Here is an 18,453-nt window from a genome sequence, read left to right on the forward strand (position 1 = left end):
AGGGAAGCGGGCCTTTTTCATGTCCGCCGGATGAGAACGCGCAGCCAGATGAAGCCGGCCACCGCGCAGAGCTGCATGGCGGGAATGATGATGCCGAAGGCCGTGAGCGGGTCTCCCACCCAAGCGGCCGCGATCCCGGCTAGAAAGCCGGCCGACATCTGCAAAAATCCGGTCAGTGCCGAGGCCGATCCGGCAATATGGGCAAAGGGCGCCATGCTGACCGTCAGCACATAGGGTGTCAGGAAGGCAAGGCCGAAGGTGCAGATGGCAACCGGCGCCATGACCGACAGGAAGAAGGGCGGCACGAAGGCAATCGACAGGGCCATGATGGTGGCGCCGATGCCACAGAGGGTGACGCCGAAAGCTGCAGAGCGCGCGCCGCCAAGCCGCGGGGCAACAAGTTTCAGGGCAAGTGAGCCCAGAAGATAAAAGCCCGATTGCATCAGCATGCCGACGCCAAACTGTGTCGGCGTCAGGCTCACGCGGTTGATCAGCACGAAGGGCAGCATGGTGGATTGCGCGTAAAGTGCGCCGACAGTGCCGCTCAGTACCAGCGATGCGGTCAGAAACTGCAGATTGCTGCCGACCTCCAGATAGCTGCGCGCCAGCCGCAGCGGATGCAGCCGGCCCAGATCCGGCACCACGGTTTCCCGCAGGAGGAAAATCGTGCAGAGCCCGGCCAGAAGGCCGAAGCCGATCATCAGCAGAAACACGGCATGCCAGCTGAAGGCGGCCAGCGTCAGGCCGCCGAGCGTTGGGCCAAGGCCCGGTCCAACGGCCAGAAAAATGCCGATCATATTGAGGATCCGGGCCGCATGCGCGCCGGTATAGAGATCGCGCACAATGGCGCGTCCGACGACCACGCCGACGGAGGCGCCGATGCCCTGGATCAGGCGGGCAGCCAGCATGAACTCCACGCTGGGTGCAAAGGCTGCCAGCAGCGAGCCGACGAGATAGATAGTAAGGAAGATCAGCGTCGCGGCCTTGCGGCCCAGCGCATCCGAGAGTGGCCCCGCCACCAGCTGTGCCAGCGCAAAGCCGCCGAAGAACACCGAAAGACTGAGCTTGATGGCGGCTTCCGTCGTGCCAAAGGCCGTGACAAGCTGCGGCATGGCGGGCGTATAGACGGCCATGGAAATAGGCCCGAGCGTTGTTAGAAGCGCGCCGAGAAATGTCGTGCGCCGCTCGCTCATGCGTGGCCGCTCGGAAGGGTTGGTCTGTGTCACGAATTGTCTGTCTGTTCGCTGGCAGGCGCGGCATCCGCCTGGAGATTGGCGGAAAGTGTCGTGAGCGCATGTCGCAGGCCTTCGACGTCCTCCGGTGCAAGTCCCATCATAGCCGTGGCAAGCACGGCGTTGATTTCGGTCTTGAGCGCTTCGATCATCGGTTCGCTTGCGGGGGTCAGCGTCACACGCTTGGCGCGCCGATCATTGGGGTCCGGCTGGCGTGAGATGAGATCCATGCCCTGCAGCTTGTCGAGAAAGGAGCAGACGGTCATCGGCTCTATGCCCATGCGTGCGGCAAGTTCAAGTTGGCGACAGTCTTTCAGCGCATGGATATTGAGAAGCGTGCGTGCCTCGCCGGGCGTAATGCCAAGCCCTGCACCTGCAATACGCCGCTCGAACGCGCTGCGCATCAGGCGCGCGCCATCCGTCAGCAGAAACCCTAGAATATGGATGTCAGATGCAGTGCCCATGCGTGTCCGCCGGTTGTTAAGGCACCCTTACTATTTTTTGGGAGAGAGGCAACTGCCTAAAATGCCAGTGCGGCGCGATAAATCATCGGCAGCACCCTGGTCTCGGTGATTGCGAGGGCGTCAGGCGTTGAGGAAGCCCAGAACGGAATTCAGCGTGCTGGCTTTGTCTTCGTCGCCCAGTGCTGCGGCAAGGTCCCGCTGTTCGCGGTAATATTCCTCGAAATTGAATTCGGTATCATCGGTCACGGTCGAAAGATCCAGCACTTGACCGGTTGAATCGACGGCTTCCATCGGCAATTCCTGCGCCAGCGCGATATAGACATCTTGCTCGATCTTGCCGGTGACATATTTCTGAAGTGCAACTTCGCGAAGTAGGCGCGGGGATATGGCGGAATAATCCAGTTCCGGCACGGCAGCATCAGGCACTTCGAAAACCGCACGGGTTTCAGAAGGCAGGACAAACTTCTGCTTTTCTGTTCTGGCCGTTTGCGCATGCTCCTGTGGGAGCTGGCTGCCGGACCAGTGTAGGGAAGTGATTTCCACCGGACTATATCCATATTCATCGGATATGGTTGTGGGTGTAGTCACAGGTTGCAAAACCGTCAATTGCTAATATTGAGTTAACATTTCTTATAGGCCTGTAAGTTGCATTCCCTTTCCAGATTTGCCGTTTTCGCTCATACACATCGCATCAGCTTGCAGAGGATGACACCTATGACCATTCACACGCAGATTAATCCTGCCCTCATCGACTGGAGCGGCCACCATGGGCTTCCTCTGTTCGACAAAGTGAAGGACGAGGATTTCGCTGCCGCCTTTTCGGCGGCGCTTGAGGTTCATTCGGCCGAGATCGATGCGATTGCCGGAAGTTCCGAGGCGCCGACATTTGCCAATACGGTGATTGCGCTGGAATTGGCCGGAGACGATCTTTCGCGTGTCTCTGCTCTGTTCTGGAACAGGGCAGGCGCTCATACCAATGAACTCATCCAGGGGCTGGAGCGTGAGATCGCCCCGAAAATGTCGCGCCACTATTCGAAGATCGCCATGAATGTGGCGCTTTTTGCCCGCGTCGATGCGCTCTATGCGCAGCAGGAAACGCTGGATCTGACGCTTGAGGAGAGGCGGGTTCTGGAGCGTCACTGGAAGGGTTTCGTGCGGGCCGGCGCCAAGCTGTCCAAGGATGAGCAGGAGCGACTGGCCACTATCAATGAGACGCTTGCCGGGCTTGGTGCGCAGTTTGGCCAGAATGTTCTGGGCGATGAGAAGGGCTGGTCGCTGATCCTCACCGCAGACGACGAGCTTGCCGGCCTGCCGGGCTTTCTGCTCGATGCCATGGCAGGGGCTGCGCGCGAACGGGAAGCGCCGGAAGGTGCGCATGCCGTCACGCTGTCGCGCTCGATCATCGAGCCTTTCCTCACCTTCTCATCCCGAAGGGACCTGCGCGAACAGGCGTTCGGCGCCTGGGTGAAGCGCGGTGAAAATGGCGGCGAGCGCGACAATGTCGCAATCGTGCGTCAGATCCTGGCGCTGCGGGCCGAAAAGGCAAAGCTGCTGGGCTATGCGAATTTTGCCGCCTACAAGCTTGACGACACGATGGCAAAGACGCCCGACAATGTGAACGCTCTTTTGATGAAGGTCTGGGCGAAGGCCCGCGCCAAGGCGCTGGAAGAAGCATCGGATCTCGCAGGCCTGATGGCCGAGGATGGCATCAATGGCGCGGTGCAGCCCTATGACTGGCGTTATTATTCGGAAAAGCTGCGCGAGCGCCTGTTTGATTTTTCCGAATCGGAACTGAAACCCTATCTGCAGCTGGAAAAGATGATCGAGGCCTCATTCGATGTCGCGCATCGTCTGTTCGGCATCACGCTGACCGAAGTGAAGGATGTTCCCGCCTATCATCCGGATGTGCGGGTCTTTGAGGTTCGCAACGAGGAAGGCGTGCTGATTGCCATGTTCCTCGGCGATTATTTTGCCCGTTCTTCCAAGCGGTCCGGCGCCTGGATGAGCGCGTTTCAGAGCCAGCACAAGCTGCAGCTGAAGAATGGCAGCATGGGCGAGCTGCCGATCATCTATAATGTCTGCAATTTCGCCAAGCCGGCACCGGGCAAGCCCGCACTTCTATCGCTGGATGATGCGCGCACGCTGTTTCACGAATTCGGCCACGGTCTGCACGGCATTCTGTCGAATGTCACCTATCCGTCCGTCTCCGGCACCGGCGTCTCGCGCGATTTCGTCGAACTGCCCTCGCAGCTTTACGAACACTGGCTGACCGTGCCGGAAATCCTGACGCAATATGCCGTGCACTACGAGACCGGCGAACCGATGCCCAAGGCGCTGCTCGACAAGGTTCTTGCCGCCCGCACCTTCAATTCTGGCTTCAACACGGTGGAGTTCACCTCTTCGGCTCTGGTCGATATGGCGTTCCACACTCGTTCGGAGGCCGTGGACGATCCGATGGCCGTGCAGGCGCAGGTGCTAGCCGACATCGGCATGCCATCCTCCATCGTCATGCGCCATGCCACCCCGCATTTCCAGCATGTGTTTTCCGGCGATGGCTATTCGGCCGGCTATTATTCCTACATGTGGTCGGAAGTGCTGGATGCGGATGCCTTTGCCGCCTTCGAGGAAAGCGGAAATGCGTTTGATCCGGTCATGGCGCGCAAGCTGAAGAACAACATCTATTCGGTCGGCGGCTCCATCGATCCGGAAGAAGCCTACAAGGCCTTTCGCGGCAAGCTTCCGGATCCAGACGCCATGCTGCGCAAGAAAGGTCTTGCCATGGTGGGCGAGCTTTCCGGTAGCGACGCTTAAGGTGTTGCTGATCTAGGGATTTCGACCATATTCGATGGGAATGGTTCCCATCAAAATTGCTGTCGAGAAAATCGCCAAACTGTCGCATAGAATTCATGCGACTCTCCTATCGGGGAGCTCCTTTCATCAGGGTTCCCCGTCATGGCTCCGATCATCCGCGCCGAAAATGTCCGCAAGACTTTCGTCCAGCGCGTGCCGCAGCCGGGCGTGATCGGTGCCCTGCGCGGCTTTCTGTCGCCGGTCACCCGGCCGGTGCATGCGGTAGAAGACATTTCCTTCTCGATCGCGGCTGGCGAGGCGGTCGGCTATCTCGGGCCAAACGGTGCCGGCAAGTCCACCATGATCAAGATGCTGACAGGCATCCTGTCGCCCTCGTCCGGTGAGGTGTCCGTGCTTGGGCGCCATCCGCAGGCCAAGCGGATGGCCAATGCGAGGCAGATCGGCGCTGTGTTTGGCCAGCGTACCCAGTTGTGGTGGGAACTGCCGCTGTTTGAAAGTTTCGAACTGCACCGGCGCCTCTACCGCATGCCGGTGGAGGTCTTCGAGCGCAACCGATCCGAGCTGACGCAGATGATGGGGCTGACGTCCTTTCTGCAGCGCCCGGTCCGTCACTTGAGCCTTGGTCAGCGCATGCGGGCTGAAATCGCCATGGCGCTGATGCACGAACCGAAAATCCTGTTTCTCGATGAGCCGACAATTGGGCTTGATGTGGTTGCCAAGGATGTGGTGCGCAAGTTCCTGTCACGCATCAACCGCGAACGCGGCACGACCATCATTCTCACCACCCATGACCTGCAGGATATCGAGGAGATTTGCCCGCGACTGATCATGGTCGATGACGGGCGGCTTCTGTTCGACGGTGCAATCCCCGAAATGCGGGCCCGTTTCGGGGCGCGCCGCCGGCTGACGCTGGAATTTTCCAGCGAACCGGAGACGGTGCATGTCGAAGGCGCCGAGTTGTGCGGCGGTGAGGGCCTGGTACGCGAATTCCTCCTGCCGGACGATGGCCGCTCGCTGGTGCAGCTCCTGGCCGCACTCAAGGCGGATGCGGATCTGCGCGATATACGTCTGCATGAGCCGGGCATCGAGGAGATCATCCGCACGCATTATCAGTCGAGGCCGGCGATATGAGCGCCTTTCTTGCGCTGATCCGGGCCTCATTTCAGCGGGAGGTCGAGCATAGGTCGAAAATGCTTGTCCGCATTCTGGGTGGGCTGATCGAGATCCTCGCCCGCATTTCCATCTGGCAGGCCGTTTTTGCCGGGCATGGCACAATGAACGGCATATCGTTGCCGCAGATGATTACCTATGCGCTGATCGGCGGTACCATCCTGTCGAGCTGGGATGCAACGATGATCGTGCGTGATGTCGGCACGACGATCCGCACGGGTGCCATTGGTGCAACGCTGCTGCGGCCGGTCAACTATCCCGTAATGCTGCTGGCCGAACAGCTTGGCTCGCGGCTTTTCGACTGGGTCATGACATCGCTGCCGGTCATTGCCATCATGGGTTTGATTTATGGTGTTCAGCCGCCGGCCAGCCTTGGCCATGCCATCCTGTTTCTTGGCTTTCTGGCCGTGTCCCTGGCGATCCTGATGCTCAGCGCCATCCTGATCGGCCTGTTTTCCTTCTGGGTGTTTGATGCACATTCGCTGGAATGGTTCTTGCGTGGCCTGCTCACCGTCCTGTCCGGTGGGCTGGTGCCGATCTGGTTTTTCCCGTCAGGCCTGGCAAAAGTGGCGCATGTCCTGCCGTTTTCGTGGATCACCTATCATCCCATGGCAATCTATCTGGGGGAGCGTGATGTCGTGACCGGTATCATATACCTCGCTGCCGGAATGGGCTGGTCTGTGGTTCTGGGCGGGCTCGTTGCCTTTGTCTGGTCGCTTGCCTGCCGGCAAGTGGTCGTTCAGGGAGGCTGAGCCATGCGTGAAACTCTATCGCTGTGCCTCTATCTCATGCGGCTACGGGTGCGCACCCGGCTGGAATTCCGTGCCAGCCTGATCATTTCCTGGATCGCTCAGGCCTTCGGCTATATTGGTGTTTTTGCCTCGATCTGGATTATCCTCACCCGCTTCGAGACGCTTGGGGGCTGGACCTGGCCGCAGATGGCCTTGCTGCTTGGGTTTCACACGCTGGGCTATGCGCTGGGCGCCTGCTTCACGCTGGTCCAGTTGCGCCGCATGGAAGAAATCGTGCTGGGCGGCGAATTCGATACGCTTCTGGTGCGTCCGATCAACCCCTGGGCCTATCTGGTGTTTTCCGGCTTCAACATTGAATATGGCGGGCATGTCCTTCTCGGCATTGGCATCATCGCCTGGTCCCTGCCGCAGCTTTCCATTGATTGGAACATGGCAACCTTCACCCTCATTGTCGGCGGCCTGATCAGTTCGGCTTTGATCACGGCCTCCATGCTGACCATGATCGGTGCCTGCGCACTACTCCTCGGACGCGCCCGCTATCTCTTCGGCATTTTCTTTGATTTCTGGGAATTGTCGCGTTACCCGGCGTCTATTTTCGCGCCCATCTTCCAGATGGCACTGCTGACCGTCATTCCGCTTGGTTACATGGCCTATGTGCCGGTTTCTGTTCTTCTTGGCCGGCCGGTCGCCTATCTTGGGTCCCTGGCGCCCTTCGCCACGCTTGCCGCCGGCCCGCTTTCAGTGCTTGCGGCCATTGCCTTCTGGCGTTTCTGCCTTTCACGCTATCAGGGCCGTGGCGGCTGAGGCCTCCCGCAACCCATCCCTTAACCCATGATTCACCCGCCCCCTTTCGCATTTGCGAAAAACAGGGTAAGAGCCCCTCAAAGTAACAGGCGTGCCAGCGGCATTTGCGCCAGAGCCATCAGAGATCCTCAATATGAAAATTCGCAATATCGCGATCATTGCGCACGTTGACCATGGGAAAACGACCCTTGTTGACGAACTCCTGAAGCAGTCCGGTTCGTTCCGTGAAAACCAGCGCGTTGCAGAACGCGTGATGGATTCGAACGATCTGGAAAAGGAGCGTGGCATCACCATTCTCGCCAAGGCCACCTCGGTGGAGTGGAAGGGTGTGCGCGTCAATATCGTCGATACTCCCGGCCACGCCGATTTCGGCGGCGAAGTCGAGCGTATTCTGTCGATGGTGGATGGCGCAATCGTTCTGGTTGACAGCTCTGAAGGCCCGATGCCGCAGACCAAGTTCGTGGTCGGCAAGGCGCTGAAGGTTGGTCTTCGCCCGATCGTGGCGATCAACAAGATCGACCGTCCCGATGGCCGCCATGAAGAAGTCATCAACGAAGTCTTCGACCTCTTCGCCAGCCTTGATGCGACCGACGAGCAGCTCGACTTCCCGATCCTTTACGGTTCCGGTCGCGATGGCTGGATGAACGTGGCGCCGGAAGGCCCGAAGGACAAGGGCCTGGCCCCCCTGCTGGACCTCGTGCTGGAACATGTTCCGGAGCCGAGCGTCGGCGACGAAGACGGCGCCTTCCGCATGATCGGTACGCTTCTGGAAGCCAACCCCTTCCTCGGCCGCGTCATCACTGGCCGCATCCATTCCGGCTCGATCAAGCCGAACCAGTCCGTCAAGGTTCTGGGACAGGATGGCAAGCAGATCGAAAGCGGCCGTATCTCCAAGATCCTCGCCTTCCGCGGCATCGAGCGCACGGCGATCGATGAAGCCCATGCCGGCGACATCGTGGCAATTGCCGGCCTTTCCAAGGGCACGGTTGCTGATACGTTCTGCGATCCGTCCGTAATGGAAGCGCTGGAAGCCCAGCCGATCGATCCGCCGACGGTTACCATGTCCTTCCTCGTCAACGATAGCCCCCTGGCCGGCACCGAAGGCGACAAGGTGACGAGCCGCGTCATCCGCGACCGTCTGTTCAAGGAAGCCGAAGGCAATGTGGCGCTGAAGATTGAAGAATCGGAGGGCAAGGATTCGTTCTTCGTCTCCGGTCGTGGCGAATTGCAGCTGGCGGTTCTCATCGAAACCATGCGCCGCGAAGGCTTCGAGCTTGCCGTATCGCGTCCGCGCGTCGTCATGCACAAGGACGAGAACGGCACCCTGATGGAGCCGATCGAGGAAGTCGTCATCGACGTGGATGAAGAACATTCCGGCGTGGTCGTCCAGAAAATGTCCGAGCGCAAGGCCGAAATGACCGAACTGCGTCCTTCCGGCGGCAATCGCGTGCGTCTGGTGTTCTTTGCACCGACCCGTGGTCTGATCGGCTACCAGTCCGAACTGCTTACCGACACGCGCGGCACGGCCATCATGAACCGTCTGTTCCATGATTATCAGCCGTTCAAGGGTGAAATCGGTGGCCGTTCCAACGGCGTGCTTCTGTCCAACCAGTCCGGCGAAGCCGTGGCCTATGCCATGTTCAACCTGGAAGATCGCGGCCCGATGATCATCGAGCCGGGCGAAAAGGTCTATATGGGCATGATCGTCGGCATCCACACCCGTGACAACGATCTGGAAGTCAACGTTCTGAAGGGCAAGCAGCTCACCAACATCCGCTCGGCCGGCAAGGACGAAGCTGTTCGCCTGACCCCGCCGATCCGCATGACGCTTGACCGTGCGCTGTCCTGGATCCAGGACGACGAATTGATGGAAGTGACGCCGAAGTCCATCCGTCTGCGCAAGATGTATCTTGATCCGAACGATCGCAAGCGCTTCGGCAAGGCACGCGTTGCTTAAGCCAGCCAGCCTCGATTTTCGAAAAACCCCGGTGCAAACCGGGGTTTTTGTGTCTTGCGATGGGCTTCCCGTCTTGTTCCCAGGGTTAAAAAGAGATTAACTTGGGATGTTGGTTCGTTGTCCAGATACTGCCGACCATGATGGTTGTTCCGGGTCTGGCCGCAACGCACCGGCAGCGGCGAGACCAGAGTATTGTCATGAAGACATTATCCATCGACGTGCGGCGCGCAGAGCCGCAGGATGCTCGGGATGTATCCGAGGTTCACCGGTTGGCCTGGAATCAGGCATATGCCGGGATTATTCCCCACAAGCCGCTCACCGAAATGCTGGAGCGGCGGGACGAGGCCTGGTGGCGCCGTGCCGCCCGTGGCCCTTCCACGCTGCTGGTGCTGGATGTGGCAGGCACGATTGCCGGCTATGCCACGATCGGTCTCAACCGCGCCCGTGCGCTGCCGCAGGATGGCGAGATCTACGAGATCTATCTGCGTCCGGAATTCCAGGGTATCGGCCTTGGGCGGCGGCTATTTGGTGAGACACGGCGCCTGTTGAAGTCGCTCGGCTGCAACGGGCTTGTCGTCTGGTGCCTGGAAGACAGCGAACATGCAACGCGGTTCTTCCGCCGGCATGGCGGTCTTGATCTTGCCGAGGGCATGGAGGATTTCGCCGGCGTGCACTTGCGCAAGATTGGTTTCATCTGGCCCTGACCGTTTCCCTCTCCAGCCTCGGGCTGTCGCCGGCTAAGCTTCGCTACAGCTGTTAAAGCCTGTGTTGCAATGCATCAGTTTTCCCAGTATCGAGGCTGCACCATGAAACGCTCTCGGGGAGAAACATGCGTATTGATGCGATCAAGATCGGCAAGAACCCGCCGGACGACGTAAACGTCATCGTTGAAGTGCCGGTCGGTGGCCATCCGATCAAGTATGAGATGGACAAGGATGCCGGCGCACTGATCGTCGACCGCTTCCTCTACACGCCGATGACCTATCCGGGCAATTACGGCTTCGTTCCGCATACCCTGTCGGAAGATGGCGATCCGGTGGACGTTCTCATCTGCAATACCCGTCCGCTTGTGCCGGGCTGCGTCATCAATGTTCGCCCGATCGGCGTCATGATCATGGAAGACGATGGCGGCAAGGACGAGAAGATCCTGGCTGTTCCGGCTCCGAAGCTGACCCAGCGCTATGACAAGATCAACAATTACACCGACCTGCCGGACATCACGCTGAAGCAGATCGAGCACTTCTTTGAGCACTATAAGGATCTGGAACCCGGCAAATGGGTGAAGATCGGCGGCTGGCAGGATGTGACTGTTGCCAAGCGCCTGATCGTCGAGGCGATCGACCGCTACAACGCACAGAAGTAATCAGCGCGCCGTCAGTCTATCCAGTCTGTTGATCACATCCTCCGGGTCGCCATCGATCCGGAGGATTTTTTTGCGCGCTGTTTCGCCGGACAGGATGGAAATCGAGGATTTCGGAACTTTTAGCCACTTGGAAAGCAGCTGGATCAGCGCCTTGTTGGCCTTGCCGTCCTCCGGCACAGACGTGACGCGTGCCTTTAGCCACATATCGCCATCGCCCGACGGTTCCACGCCTTCCACCGCGTCGCGGGAAGCATTGGGTGTCAGGCGTACTGTCAGGCGCACATGGTCTGCAAGGCGGCTATAGGCGGGACGTCACATCACCGCCGGCACGATCGTCGTCCACATCAGCGAGCGGATGAAGAAGATCAGCAGCAGAAGGATGATCGGCGAGATGTCGATACCGCCCAGATTGGGCATGAAGCGGCGGATTGGACGCAGAGCCGGTTCCGTCAGATTGTACAGCATGGTGCCGATCGAACCGACGAACTGGTTGCTGGAATTGATCACGTTGAAGGCGTAGAGCCAGGAAAAGATCGCGCTGGCAATAAGGACCCAGGTGTAAAGGTTCAGGGCCAGGTCGATAGTCTGAAACAGCGCGAGCATTCATATCTCCATATCTCTAGTTGACAGACATGTAGACATTGGTGACTTAAGCGGCAAGAGCCGAGGCGTGGCCTATGGCGAATCATGTTTAACAGGCGCCGCCTCCTCAAATCGTGCGACGCCGAAAGCGAAACTATGTCGATGACCGCCGCCGATGATCGCTTCGCCGCGTTCCGTTCCAGCTCCTACACCCGCTTCTTCTTCTGCCGGTTCTTGGCGGCCTTCGCGACCCAGATCGTCAGCGTTTCGGTCGGATGGCAGATGTATGATGTCACTGGCAATGCGCTTTATCTCGGGCTGATCGGGCTCTTCCAGTTCCTGCCCTCACTGCTGCTGATCCTTGTTACCGGCTCTGTCGCAGACAGGTACAATCGCCGTGCGATCGTGGCAACCTGCCTGCTGCTCGCAGCCCTGTGCACGGCAGCCCTTCTCTTCCTGACGGTAACCCACAGTTTCTCGCCTTGGCCGGTCTTTGCCATCCTCGTCGTCTTCGGCGTCGAGCGTGCCTTCATGGGGCCGGCGGTGCAGTCGCTCGCACCCAATCTGGTGCCGGAAAAGGATCTGCCGAATGCCATCGCGTGGAATTCGTCCTCTTGGCAGACGGCCTCGATCCTTGGCCCGGTGGCAGGTGGCCTGCTTTATGGTGCAAGTGCGGTTGCGGCCTATTCCACGGCTCTGGTGTTCATGCTGGGCGCCATGGTGCTGATCATCAGCATTCCAAAGCCCGCTCAGCGCACCGCCGCCTCCAAGGCCGTCAGCTGGACGACGATCCTTGCCGGCTTCCGTTTCATCTCCTCTGAAAAAGTGGTGCTCGGCGCTATCTCGCTTGATTTGTTTGCCGTGCTGCTTGGCGGTGCGGTGGCGCTGATGCCGATCTTTGCCCGTGATGTTCTGGACCTTGGCCCCTGGGGCCTTGGCCTCCTGCGGGCCGCTCCCGGTATTGGTGCCATCGTTGTCGCCGTGCTGCTGGCAGCCTATCCGATCCGCAAGCATGCAGGCCTTGCGATGTTTGGCGGCGTTGCCCTCTTCGGCATTGCAACGGTCATCTTCGGATTGTCGCAGACGGTGTGGCTGTCCATCGCGGCACTGATGCTGATGGGTGCCTCCGACATGATTTCCGTCTATGTGCGCGAAAGCCTGATCATGCTGTGGACGCCGGACGAGGTTCGGGGCCGCGTCAATGCGGTCAACATGGTGTTTGTCGGCGCATCCAATGAACTCGGTGAATTTCGCGCCGGCACGATGGCACATGTCGTGGGGGCCGTGCCTGCGGTCGTCATCGGCGGTTTCGGCACCCTGGCCGTGGCCGTCATCTGGGCTCTGGGCTTTCCCAAGCTGCGCAAGATTGACAATCTCGACGCGCCGTCCAATCCCTGATCGGGTTTATTCCGCCGCGCTCAGCTTCGACAGGGCCGGTCGTTCGGCCTCTGCTTCTTTACGACGAAAGACAAGGTCGAGAAACTCCGAAAGCCAGGCCTTCAGCGGCGCATCAAAGAACATCCGGCCTTCCAGGTGTTCGCGGCCCTGCTGGGCATTGGGAAGCACGAAGCGGGAAGCGCCGCGCACCACCCAGCTATGCATCATGGCGCGGGTCAGCTCTGCATGGAACTGCACGCCCCAGGCATTCTCGCCATAGCGGATGGCCTGGTGCGGATAGGTATCGCCTTCGGCCAGCAGCTTCACGCCGCGCGGCACATCAAAGCCTTCGCGGTGGAAATGATAGACCATTTTCGGCCAGTGCATCAGAAGCCTGCCATGCTCGGTGGGGCGTAGCGGATACCAGCCAATCTCGGTCATGCCTTCGTGGTCAGGACCGACCTTGCCGCCCAGATTGCGCACCAGCATCTGGGCGCCGAGACAGATGCCGAGATAGGGCTTGTTTTCGCGGAGGGGCACGGAGATCCAGTCGATCTCGGTTTTGACATAGGGTTCGGGATCATTGGCGCTCATCGGACCGCCGAAGATCACGGCGCCTGCATGGTCGGCCAGTGTGGCGGGCAGCGGATCACCCAGCACCGGGCGGCGAATATCGAGCGGATAGCCCTTGTCCACCAGCATCTGTCCCACCCTTCCGGGTGAGGAACGTTCCTGGTGAAGAACGATCAGGATCGGAGCCTTGTCCGTCCGGCGGGGAGGGGTCATCAGCATTCGTCTATCCTCAGTCGCCTCCCGTATCGCCTCCCACGGTCCTTTCAGCAACCTTCTGTCTTTCCACGACCCGGTCACGGGATGACACGCCCAGAAGATCCGCGATCCTCCAAATCACATGATCTTCCATCTCGCTGCGTTCGCCATCGGCATAGACCAGATCCCAGAGGGCTCCCACCAGCGCGACGCATTCATCCGGACCAAGATGCCGTTTAAGATCGGAGGTAAACCGATAATAGTCAACTGCCTCGGAGCCTGCTTCCTGCCCCGCCTCGATCAGTGCTTGAAGCTGGTTCTTGTCCAGCTGGTAGCGCTCGCGCAAAAGCGCCTCCAGACGCTGCCGTTCCGTGTCCGAGACGCGGCCATCCGCTTCCATCACTTGGAAGCAGAGCCCGGCAAAGGCGACACGCGGATCATCGGGCGCAAATGTGTCATGCGGCCGATCTGCGGCCAGATCCTGGAAGAAATCGAGAATACGATCGAACATCGGCAGCCTTAAAACAGTTTGAGCCGGGTTGGCGCCTCGGTGATGGCTGTCGTGTCCTTGACACCCGGATCATCCGGCGGACGGCCATTGAAGGGATCGGCACCATTGATCGGTAGCGGCTTTGCGACTGGCGTTGCGACGGCCACGGCAGCCGCAACAGGCTTCACATCCTTTGCCTTTGGTTCCTCCCGGCCTGCTACGACGGTTAAGGGCTGGCTGCGCGAAGGCGCGGGCTCGGCCGAAATGACTGGCTCCAGAACCGGATCAATGGGGGCCTCCTTGACTGGCGGCAGGCTGGCAATGGCGGTATCCGCCGCCAGCGTGCCTTCCTCGATCGGGCCTTCCAGCTGGCCGAACGGACGCTTCCATTCGAAGGCATCGAGACGACCGGTTACCGGAGAGAGCGGCAGCCAGTGTTCGGAGACGACGCCATCGGCCACCCAGGACGGATCGCGCGGCGCGCGAAGCGCCTGGTTCAGCCAGTGGCGTACGCGGCCCTGATCGCCCGTTTCGTTTTCCTCGATATCGGCCAGCAGAAGATAGGTCGCTTCACGCGCATCCATGCGCAGGGAGGCTTGCGCCTTTTCCCGCGCTTTGGTGAAATCCTTCGTGTCGAGCGCCGCTGAGGCAACTGCCAGCAGGGATTCCGGGTTGTTCGGCTTCAGTGCTTCGAGCTTCTCGGCACGCTTCAGACGGTCTGCGGCACTGTCGCCGCTGCGCGCCCGCACATAGGCGGCGGCCACATCCGGATGCGGCTTGATCTTCCAGAGGCCTTCGAGCACCGAGGCTGCCTTGCGCAGATTATCTTCGCGAAGGTAGGCTTTTGCGGCAATGATGCCGGCAGGCACCAGATCCTTAGCCAGCTTCAGTGCTGCATGGGCATCGTCGCGGGCACCTTTCGGGTCGCCTTCCAGACGCTCGGTGGCACGCGCCGTCAAAAGCACGGCCTTCCAGCGATCGCCCTGCTTCCTGTCAATGACATTGGCGATTTTCTGCTGGTCGAGAAGGCGGATGGCATCCTCCCAGCGGCCGGCCTGACAGCGATATTCGAGCGTGGCTTGCGCAGCCCAGGGCAGGTAGGGCGCGGTTTCCACCGCAGCCTCGGCATATTGCCGGGCGGCATCATTGGCGCCCAGGCGCCGGGCCTCCATGTAGAGACCGCGAAGGCCAAGCTCGCGGGTTTCCGGATCATCGGCCATCTTTTCGAATTTTTCGCGTGCTTCCTCGTAGCGCCCTTCGATGAGGGCCGTCTGCGCTTCCAGAAGATGGATCAATGGCTCCTGGTCGGCGCGCAGCAGTCCACGGGCGCGGGCTGTCATCTTGCGCGCCAGCAGCGCATTGCCGGAACCGGCGGCGATCAGACCCGTCGACAGGGCCTGGTAGCCACGGTCACGTTTTCGCGCACGAAAGAAGCGGCGCATGGAATGCGGCGAGGTCCAGATGGTCTGTATCACCCACCAGACGAACATCACGGCAAAGATCAGCGCGACGATGACGGTGGCGGCCACCATCAGGCTCGTCTCGATCAACTGGTTCTGCCAGGTGATCGAAATGAGGCCTGGCCTGTCGGCCAGCCAGGAAAAGCTCCAGCCAAGCGCCAGTGTCACGATCGCGAAGATAAACAGACGGATCATTCAGGTCTCCTCAGCCGTTCGAACCGGCACTGGTCATGGCCCGCGTCAGGGTGCCGTTCATCAGGTCTTCCACCTCGATGCGCGCATCCAGCGCCTGACGGAAATCGGCGGAAGCCTGTCTTGCGGCCTCGGGCAGCGCATTCCATTCGCCAATCGCAGCCTTCAGGTCGCCATTCTTCACCCGCTCCTCGAAGCGGGCCACCACGGCTTCCGGTGTGTCGCCGGCCACGTCGCCGACGGGCCTTACCTTCACGACGCTGAGCGCACTCGCCATTAGCCGTGCGGCAATACCCTGGTTGGGGTCCGGTCTGTTCAGCGTATCGAAAATCGCATTGGTGGCGGCAGGAAGCCGGCGAGCAAGGTCCGCGCGGGTCGGCACGCCCTGATCGGCATAGGCCTTCAGCGCTTCAACGGCCGGATCATCCGGCGCGACCTGTGCGAATGTCTGGAGTTCGGCGGCAAAGGAGCCGCCGCGTTCTGTTGCAGCCTTCAGGGCGGCTGCGGCCAGTGCGCGGGCCACGGCCTGTTCGGCACCCGGCTGGTTGACCTCGGTTTCCAGCGCGCCGAGACGCTCGGTCAGTTGAGACGTGCCGGCGGCTGTCCCCTCCGTCGATGATTTGAGGCTGGCAAGTTCTGCCTGGAGTGCGACCAGCCGTTGTTCCAGATCGCTTGACACGCCATTGCCGGCCTTGGCTTCCAGCGCTTCGATGCGGGCGGTGAGATCCGGGTTTGCAGCGGTCTTGGGCGCATTGCGCAATTGCGCCACCTCCTGGCGCAATTCGTCCAGCGCGGCGGAACTGGTGGCAGGCGCTTGATTGTTGAGGCCGGGCAGGTATCCGGCATATTGCATGCTGCCGGCCAGCAGCAGGGCAACCAGACCGCCCAGAATGCCGCTGGCGGCCAGTGCTGAGGCCGATGTGCCCTTGGGCTGCGGCTGGGGCGCCGGTGTCGCCATTTCGCGCATTGGCTCATCCATCGGCGGCGAGGGCGGTTCAGACGCTGTCGATGCTATGGTCTCCGGCGTGTCTTCCTTGGCACTTTCGTTTGCAGCACTGGCAGTGGCGAAGGGCGATACAAAGGCCGGCTCCGGCGTCTGCTCATCGGCAACCCGGTCTGCTGCCGGTGTATCAGTCACGCTCTCGACCGGCGGTGTTTCCACCGGATCTGTGCCATTGCTGCTGATCGGACCTGCGATCGGCTTTGCCTGATCGGCTGCCAGATCGATCGTCACCGGTGTCTTCTCCGATCGGGAACGGCGGGGCGGCTTATCGGAAACCATGGCAACCTCATTCTGGACTGTCTGCTGTAAACCTAGTCAGCCAGACGGTGGATGGAAAGAGGCTAGAGGGATTTTGGTTCCAGACGCGACGAAAGAAGAAGCAGAAGGTCGTCTTCGGTGGGGTTTGCGGCAACCGCCACATCAAGGCCAGTCCCTGCCGGAATGGCTTCGGCCACCTGCGCGCTGAGGCACAGTGCACGGATACCGGACAGATGCCCCAACCTCTGGCTGACGTCCTTGTGGCTCAAGAATAGCCTTGCGGCGTGCCTTGAATAAAACAGCACGGCATCGGGGCGGGGGGAAAGGCTTTCAAGCTCGGCCGAAGACCATTCCGTCTCCTGCATGTCATAGGCTGTGACCGTTTGAAAGCGTATGCCGGCCTTCACCAGCCCCTCTTCAAATGCCGGTGAACGGGGAGAGCCGGCCAGGTAAAGCAGCGCGCCGATACCTCTTTCGGCCAGTTGCTGCGCCAGCAGTTCCCCGGTGCCGGGGCCGGCGGTGACGGACAGAAAGCCTGCTTTGCGGGCGGCCTCTGCGCTGGCCTCGCCCACGGTGAAGACCGGTGTTTTTGCGTGCGCCTCGATATCGGCCGGCGACACGGCACGGATGGCTTCGGCGCTGGTAAAGGCAATCGCAGCTGGCTTTGTCGCCAAAGCCTCTGCCACTGCCTCGCGGTGGTGGCGCGGTTGGGTGAGCGGCAGCAGAACAGGTTCGTGACCGAGCTGCCGCAGCTTTTCGGCCGTGCGGCGCCCGCTGTCTAAAGGACGGGTCACGATCACCCGCATGGCCGTCAGGTCCAATCGCTGAAGAAGCCTGAGCCGGCGGCCGCGCGCACCATTGTGCCGGCCTTGGCGCCGATCTTGCCGGCCTCGTCGCGCAGGCCGTCCAGCTCGACGCCATGTTCCTGCGCGCCGTCCGGTGTCAGGATCAGACCGGAAAATTTCAGGTGCGCGCCCTCGCAGATCGCATAGCCGGCAATCGGTGTGCGGCAGGAGCCATCGAGGGCGGCGAGAAATGCCCGCTCGCAGGAGACGGCATCCCAGGTATCGCGGTCATTGATCGCCTCCAGCAGTTCCAGAACGCGGCGGTCGCCGATCCGGCTTTCGATGCAGATCGCCCCTTGCGCCGGTGCCGGCGGAAAATCCTGCGGGTCCATCAGCTGTGTCGCGACATCTGACAGCGACAGGCGGTTGAGGCCGGCCAGCGCCAGAAGCGTGGCATCCACCTGGCCTTCCTCCAGCTTGCGCAGCCGCGTTTCCACCAGCCCCCGGAAGGTGATCACGGAAATATCCGGCCGGCGCCTGCGGATCAGCGCCTGGCGGCGCAGCGAGGAGGAGCCGATGACGGCGCCATCCGGCAGCGCCATCAGCGTCGGTGCGCTGCGCCCGATAAAGGCGTCGCGGAAATCCTCGCGCGGCAGATAGGCGGAAAGTTCAAGTCCCGCCGGCAGCATGGTCGGCATGTCCTTGGACGAATGCACGGCAAAATCCAGCTCTCCCGTCAGAAGCTGGGCTTCCAGCTCCTCGGTAAATAGGCCCTTGCCGCCGACTTCCGAAAGCGGCCGGTCGGTGATGCGGTCACCCTTGGTGGACAGAACGATGATCTCGAACATCTCTTCCGGCAGGCCATGCGCCGTCATCAGCCGGGCACGGGTTTCTGAGGCCTGGGCAAGCGCCAGCGGGCTGCCGCGCGTGCCGATCCGGAAAGGTTTTGTTTGCATCTGAAGTCATCCGTTGTTACGCGATAGCT

18 protein-coding genes and 1 pseudogene are annotated in these 18,453 nt (G+C 60.7%); 8 read left to right on the forward strand and 11 right to left on the reverse strand.

Going from position 1 to position 18,453, the window contains the following annotated elements:
• Window positions 1-17: 17 nt before the first annotated feature.
• From E8M77_RS04255 to E8M77_RS04265, 3 genes are all read right to left on the reverse strand, one after another.
• Window positions 18-1,193, reverse strand: a complete 1,176-nt coding sequence (locus tag E8M77_RS04255) for a multidrug effflux MFS transporter (protein ID WP_137129500.1) — start codon at window positions 1,191-1,193, stop codon at window positions 18-20.
• A gap of 29 nt (window positions 1,194-1,222) precedes the next feature.
• Entirely contained in the window at window positions 1,223-1,696 is a 474-nt protein-coding gene (locus E8M77_RS04260; RefSeq protein ID WP_137129372.1) for a MarR family winged helix-turn-helix transcriptional regulator, read from the reverse strand.
• A 120-nt stretch (window positions 1,697-1,816) separates the two neighbouring features.
• Window positions 1,817-2,239 (reverse strand): hypothetical protein, encoded by a 423-nt coding sequence (locus tag E8M77_RS04265; protein WP_137129373.1) that lies wholly within the window; start codon window positions 2,237-2,239, stop codon window positions 1,817-1,819.
• 171 nt (window positions 2,240-2,410) lie between these two features.
• Between E8M77_RS04265 and E8M77_RS04270 the strand changes: the two genes are divergently transcribed.
• The 7 genes from E8M77_RS04270 to ppa all read left to right on the forward strand — a co-directional run bounded on the left by E8M77_RS04270 (window position 2,411) and on the right by ppa (window position 10,553).
• Window positions 2,411-4,507, forward strand: coding sequence for a M3 family metallopeptidase (locus E8M77_RS04270; protein WP_137129374.1), 2,097 nt, complete (start codon window positions 2,411-2,413; stop codon window positions 4,505-4,507).
• 141 nt (window positions 4,508-4,648) lie between these two features.
• Complete coding sequence (locus E8M77_RS04275; RefSeq protein WP_137129375.1) at window positions 4,649-5,638, forward strand: ATP-binding cassette domain-containing protein; 990 nt, start codon at window positions 4,649-4,651, stop codon at window positions 5,636-5,638.
• On the forward strand, window positions 5,635-6,429 hold the full coding sequence (locus E8M77_RS04280) for an ABC-2 family transporter protein (RefSeq protein ID WP_137129376.1): 795 nt from the start codon (window positions 5,635-5,637) through the stop codon (window positions 6,427-6,429). Before E8M77_RS04275 ends, E8M77_RS04280 begins: the two co-directional genes overlap by 4 nt.
• A 3-nt stretch (window positions 6,430-6,432) precedes the next feature.
• The gene (locus E8M77_RS04285; protein ID WP_137129377.1) at window positions 6,433-7,233 is read left to right on the forward strand and encodes an ABC-2 family transporter protein; all 801 of its coding nucleotides are present in this window, start codon (window positions 6,433-6,435) and stop codon (window positions 7,231-7,233) included.
• Between the two features lie 133 nt (window positions 7,234-7,366).
• Window positions 7,367-9,190, forward strand: a complete 1,824-nt coding sequence (typA, locus tag E8M77_RS04290; RefSeq protein ID WP_137129378.1) for a translational GTPase TypA — start codon at window positions 7,367-7,369, stop codon at window positions 9,188-9,190.
• A 197-nt stretch (window positions 9,191-9,387) separates the two neighbouring features.
• Window positions 9,388-9,894 carry a GNAT family N-acetyltransferase gene (locus E8M77_RS04295; RefSeq protein WP_137129379.1) on the forward strand — a complete coding sequence of 169 codons (507 nt, stop codon included), beginning with the start codon at window positions 9,388-9,390 and terminating at the stop codon, window positions 9,892-9,894.
• Between the two features lie 125 nt (window positions 9,895-10,019).
• A complete protein-coding gene (gene ppa / locus E8M77_RS04300; RefSeq protein ID WP_137129380.1) occupies window positions 10,020-10,553 on the forward strand; it encodes an inorganic diphosphatase in 534 nt (177 codons plus the stop codon).
• Here ppa and E8M77_RS04305 read toward each other — a convergent pair.
• A pseudogene (locus E8M77_RS04305) lies at window positions 10,554-10,847 on the reverse strand (DUF167 domain-containing protein); the annotation flags it as partial.
• Window positions 10,848-10,865: 18 nt separating this feature from the next.
• Window positions 10,866-11,156, reverse strand: coding sequence for a YggT family protein (locus tag E8M77_RS04310; RefSeq protein WP_137129382.1), 291 nt, complete (start codon window positions 11,154-11,156; stop codon window positions 10,866-10,868).
• Between the two features lie 135 nt (window positions 11,157-11,291).
• On the opposite strand from E8M77_RS04310, the gene E8M77_RS04315 reads away from it, so the two are divergent.
• The gene (locus E8M77_RS04315) at window positions 11,292-12,533 is read left to right on the forward strand and encodes an MFS transporter (RefSeq protein ID WP_170975739.1); all 1,242 of its coding nucleotides are present in this window, start codon (window positions 11,292-11,294) and stop codon (window positions 12,531-12,533) included.
• Between the two features lie 6 nt (window positions 12,534-12,539).
• On the opposite strand, the gene E8M77_RS04320 is transcribed toward E8M77_RS04315, so the two are convergent.
• From E8M77_RS04320 to hemC, 6 genes are all read right to left on the reverse strand, one after another.
• A complete protein-coding gene (locus E8M77_RS04320; RefSeq protein WP_137129384.1) occupies window positions 12,540-13,304 on the reverse strand; it encodes a glutamine amidotransferase in 765 nt (254 codons plus the stop codon).
• A 10-nt stretch (window positions 13,305-13,314) separates the two neighbouring features.
• Window positions 13,315-13,791 carry a TerB family tellurite resistance protein gene (locus E8M77_RS04325; RefSeq protein ID WP_137129385.1) on the reverse strand — a complete coding sequence of 159 codons (477 nt, stop codon included), beginning with the start codon at window positions 13,789-13,791 and terminating at the stop codon, window positions 13,315-13,317.
• Window positions 13,792-13,799: 8 nt separating this feature from the next.
• Window positions 13,800-15,425: a heme biosynthesis protein HemY gene (locus E8M77_RS04330; RefSeq protein WP_137129386.1), complete on the reverse strand. Its 1,626-nt coding sequence runs from the start codon at window positions 15,423-15,425 to the stop codon at window positions 13,800-13,802.
• A 10-nt stretch (window positions 15,426-15,435) separates the two neighbouring features.
• Window positions 15,436-16,656, reverse strand: a complete 1,221-nt coding sequence (locus tag E8M77_RS04335) for a mitofilin family membrane protein (protein WP_246659118.1) — start codon at window positions 16,654-16,656, stop codon at window positions 15,436-15,438.
• 110 nt (window positions 16,657-16,766) lie between these two features.
• Complete coding sequence (locus E8M77_RS04340) at window positions 16,767-17,477, reverse strand: uroporphyrinogen-III synthase (RefSeq protein ID WP_170975740.1); 711 nt, start codon at window positions 17,475-17,477, stop codon at window positions 16,767-16,769.
• A 17-nt stretch (window positions 17,478-17,494) separates the two neighbouring features.
• The gene (gene hemC, locus E8M77_RS04345) at window positions 17,495-18,424 is read right to left on the reverse strand and encodes a hydroxymethylbilane synthase (RefSeq protein WP_137129389.1); all 930 of its coding nucleotides are present in this window, start codon (window positions 18,422-18,424) and stop codon (window positions 17,495-17,497) included.
• Between the last annotated feature and the right edge of the window lie 29 nt (window positions 18,425-18,453).

The sequence above is a fragment of the Rhizobium sp. FY34 genome (assembly GCF_005222845.1).
Taxonomy (GTDB): Bacteria; Pseudomonadota; Alphaproteobacteria; order Rhizobiales; family Rhizobiaceae; genus Neorhizobium.

Coding starts and splice junctions, on each gene's coding strand:
- E8M77_RS04255 (WP_137129500.1), bottom strand. CDS start 1,193: ATGAGCGAGCGGCGCACGACATTTCTCGGCGCGCTTCTAACAACGCTC.
- E8M77_RS04260 (WP_137129372.1), bottom strand. CDS start 1,696: ATGGGCACTGCATCTGACATCCATATTCTAGGGTTTCTGCTGACGGAT.
- E8M77_RS04270 (WP_137129374.1), top strand. CDS start 2,411: ATGACCATTCACACGCAGATTAATCCTGCCCTCATCGACTGGAGCGGC.
- E8M77_RS04275 (WP_137129375.1), top strand. CDS start 4,649: ATGGCTCCGATCATCCGCGCCGAAAATGTCCGCAAGACTTTCGTCCAG.
- E8M77_RS04280 (WP_137129376.1), top strand. CDS start 5,635: ATGAGCGCCTTTCTTGCGCTGATCCGGGCCTCATTTCAGCGGGAGGTC.
- E8M77_RS04285 (WP_137129377.1), top strand. CDS start 6,433: ATGCGTGAAACTCTATCGCTGTGCCTCTATCTCATGCGGCTACGGGTG.
- typA (WP_137129378.1), top strand. CDS start 7,367: ATGAAAATTCGCAATATCGCGATCATTGCGCACGTTGACCATGGGAAA.
- E8M77_RS04295 (WP_137129379.1), top strand. CDS start 9,388: ATGAAGACATTATCCATCGACGTGCGGCGCGCAGAGCCGCAGGATGCT.
- ppa (WP_137129380.1), top strand. CDS start 10,020: ATGCGTATTGATGCGATCAAGATCGGCAAGAACCCGCCGGACGACGTA.
- E8M77_RS04310 (WP_137129382.1), bottom strand. CDS start 11,156: ATGCTCGCGCTGTTTCAGACTATCGACCTGGCCCTGAACCTTTACACC.
- E8M77_RS04315 (WP_170975739.1), top strand. CDS start 11,292: ATGTCGATGACCGCCGCCGATGATCGCTTCGCCGCGTTCCGTTCCAGC.
- E8M77_RS04320 (WP_137129384.1), bottom strand. CDS start 13,304: ATGCTGATGACCCCTCCCCGCCGGACGGACAAGGCTCCGATCCTGATC.
- E8M77_RS04325 (WP_137129385.1), bottom strand. CDS start 13,791: ATGTTCGATCGTATTCTCGATTTCTTCCAGGATCTGGCCGCAGATCGG.
- E8M77_RS04330 (WP_137129386.1), bottom strand. CDS start 15,425: ATGATCCGTCTGTTTATCTTCGCGATCGTGACACTGGCGCTTGGCTGG.
- hemC (WP_137129389.1), bottom strand. CDS start 18,424: ATGCAAACAAAACCTTTCCGGATCGGCACGCGCGGCAGCCCGCTGGCG.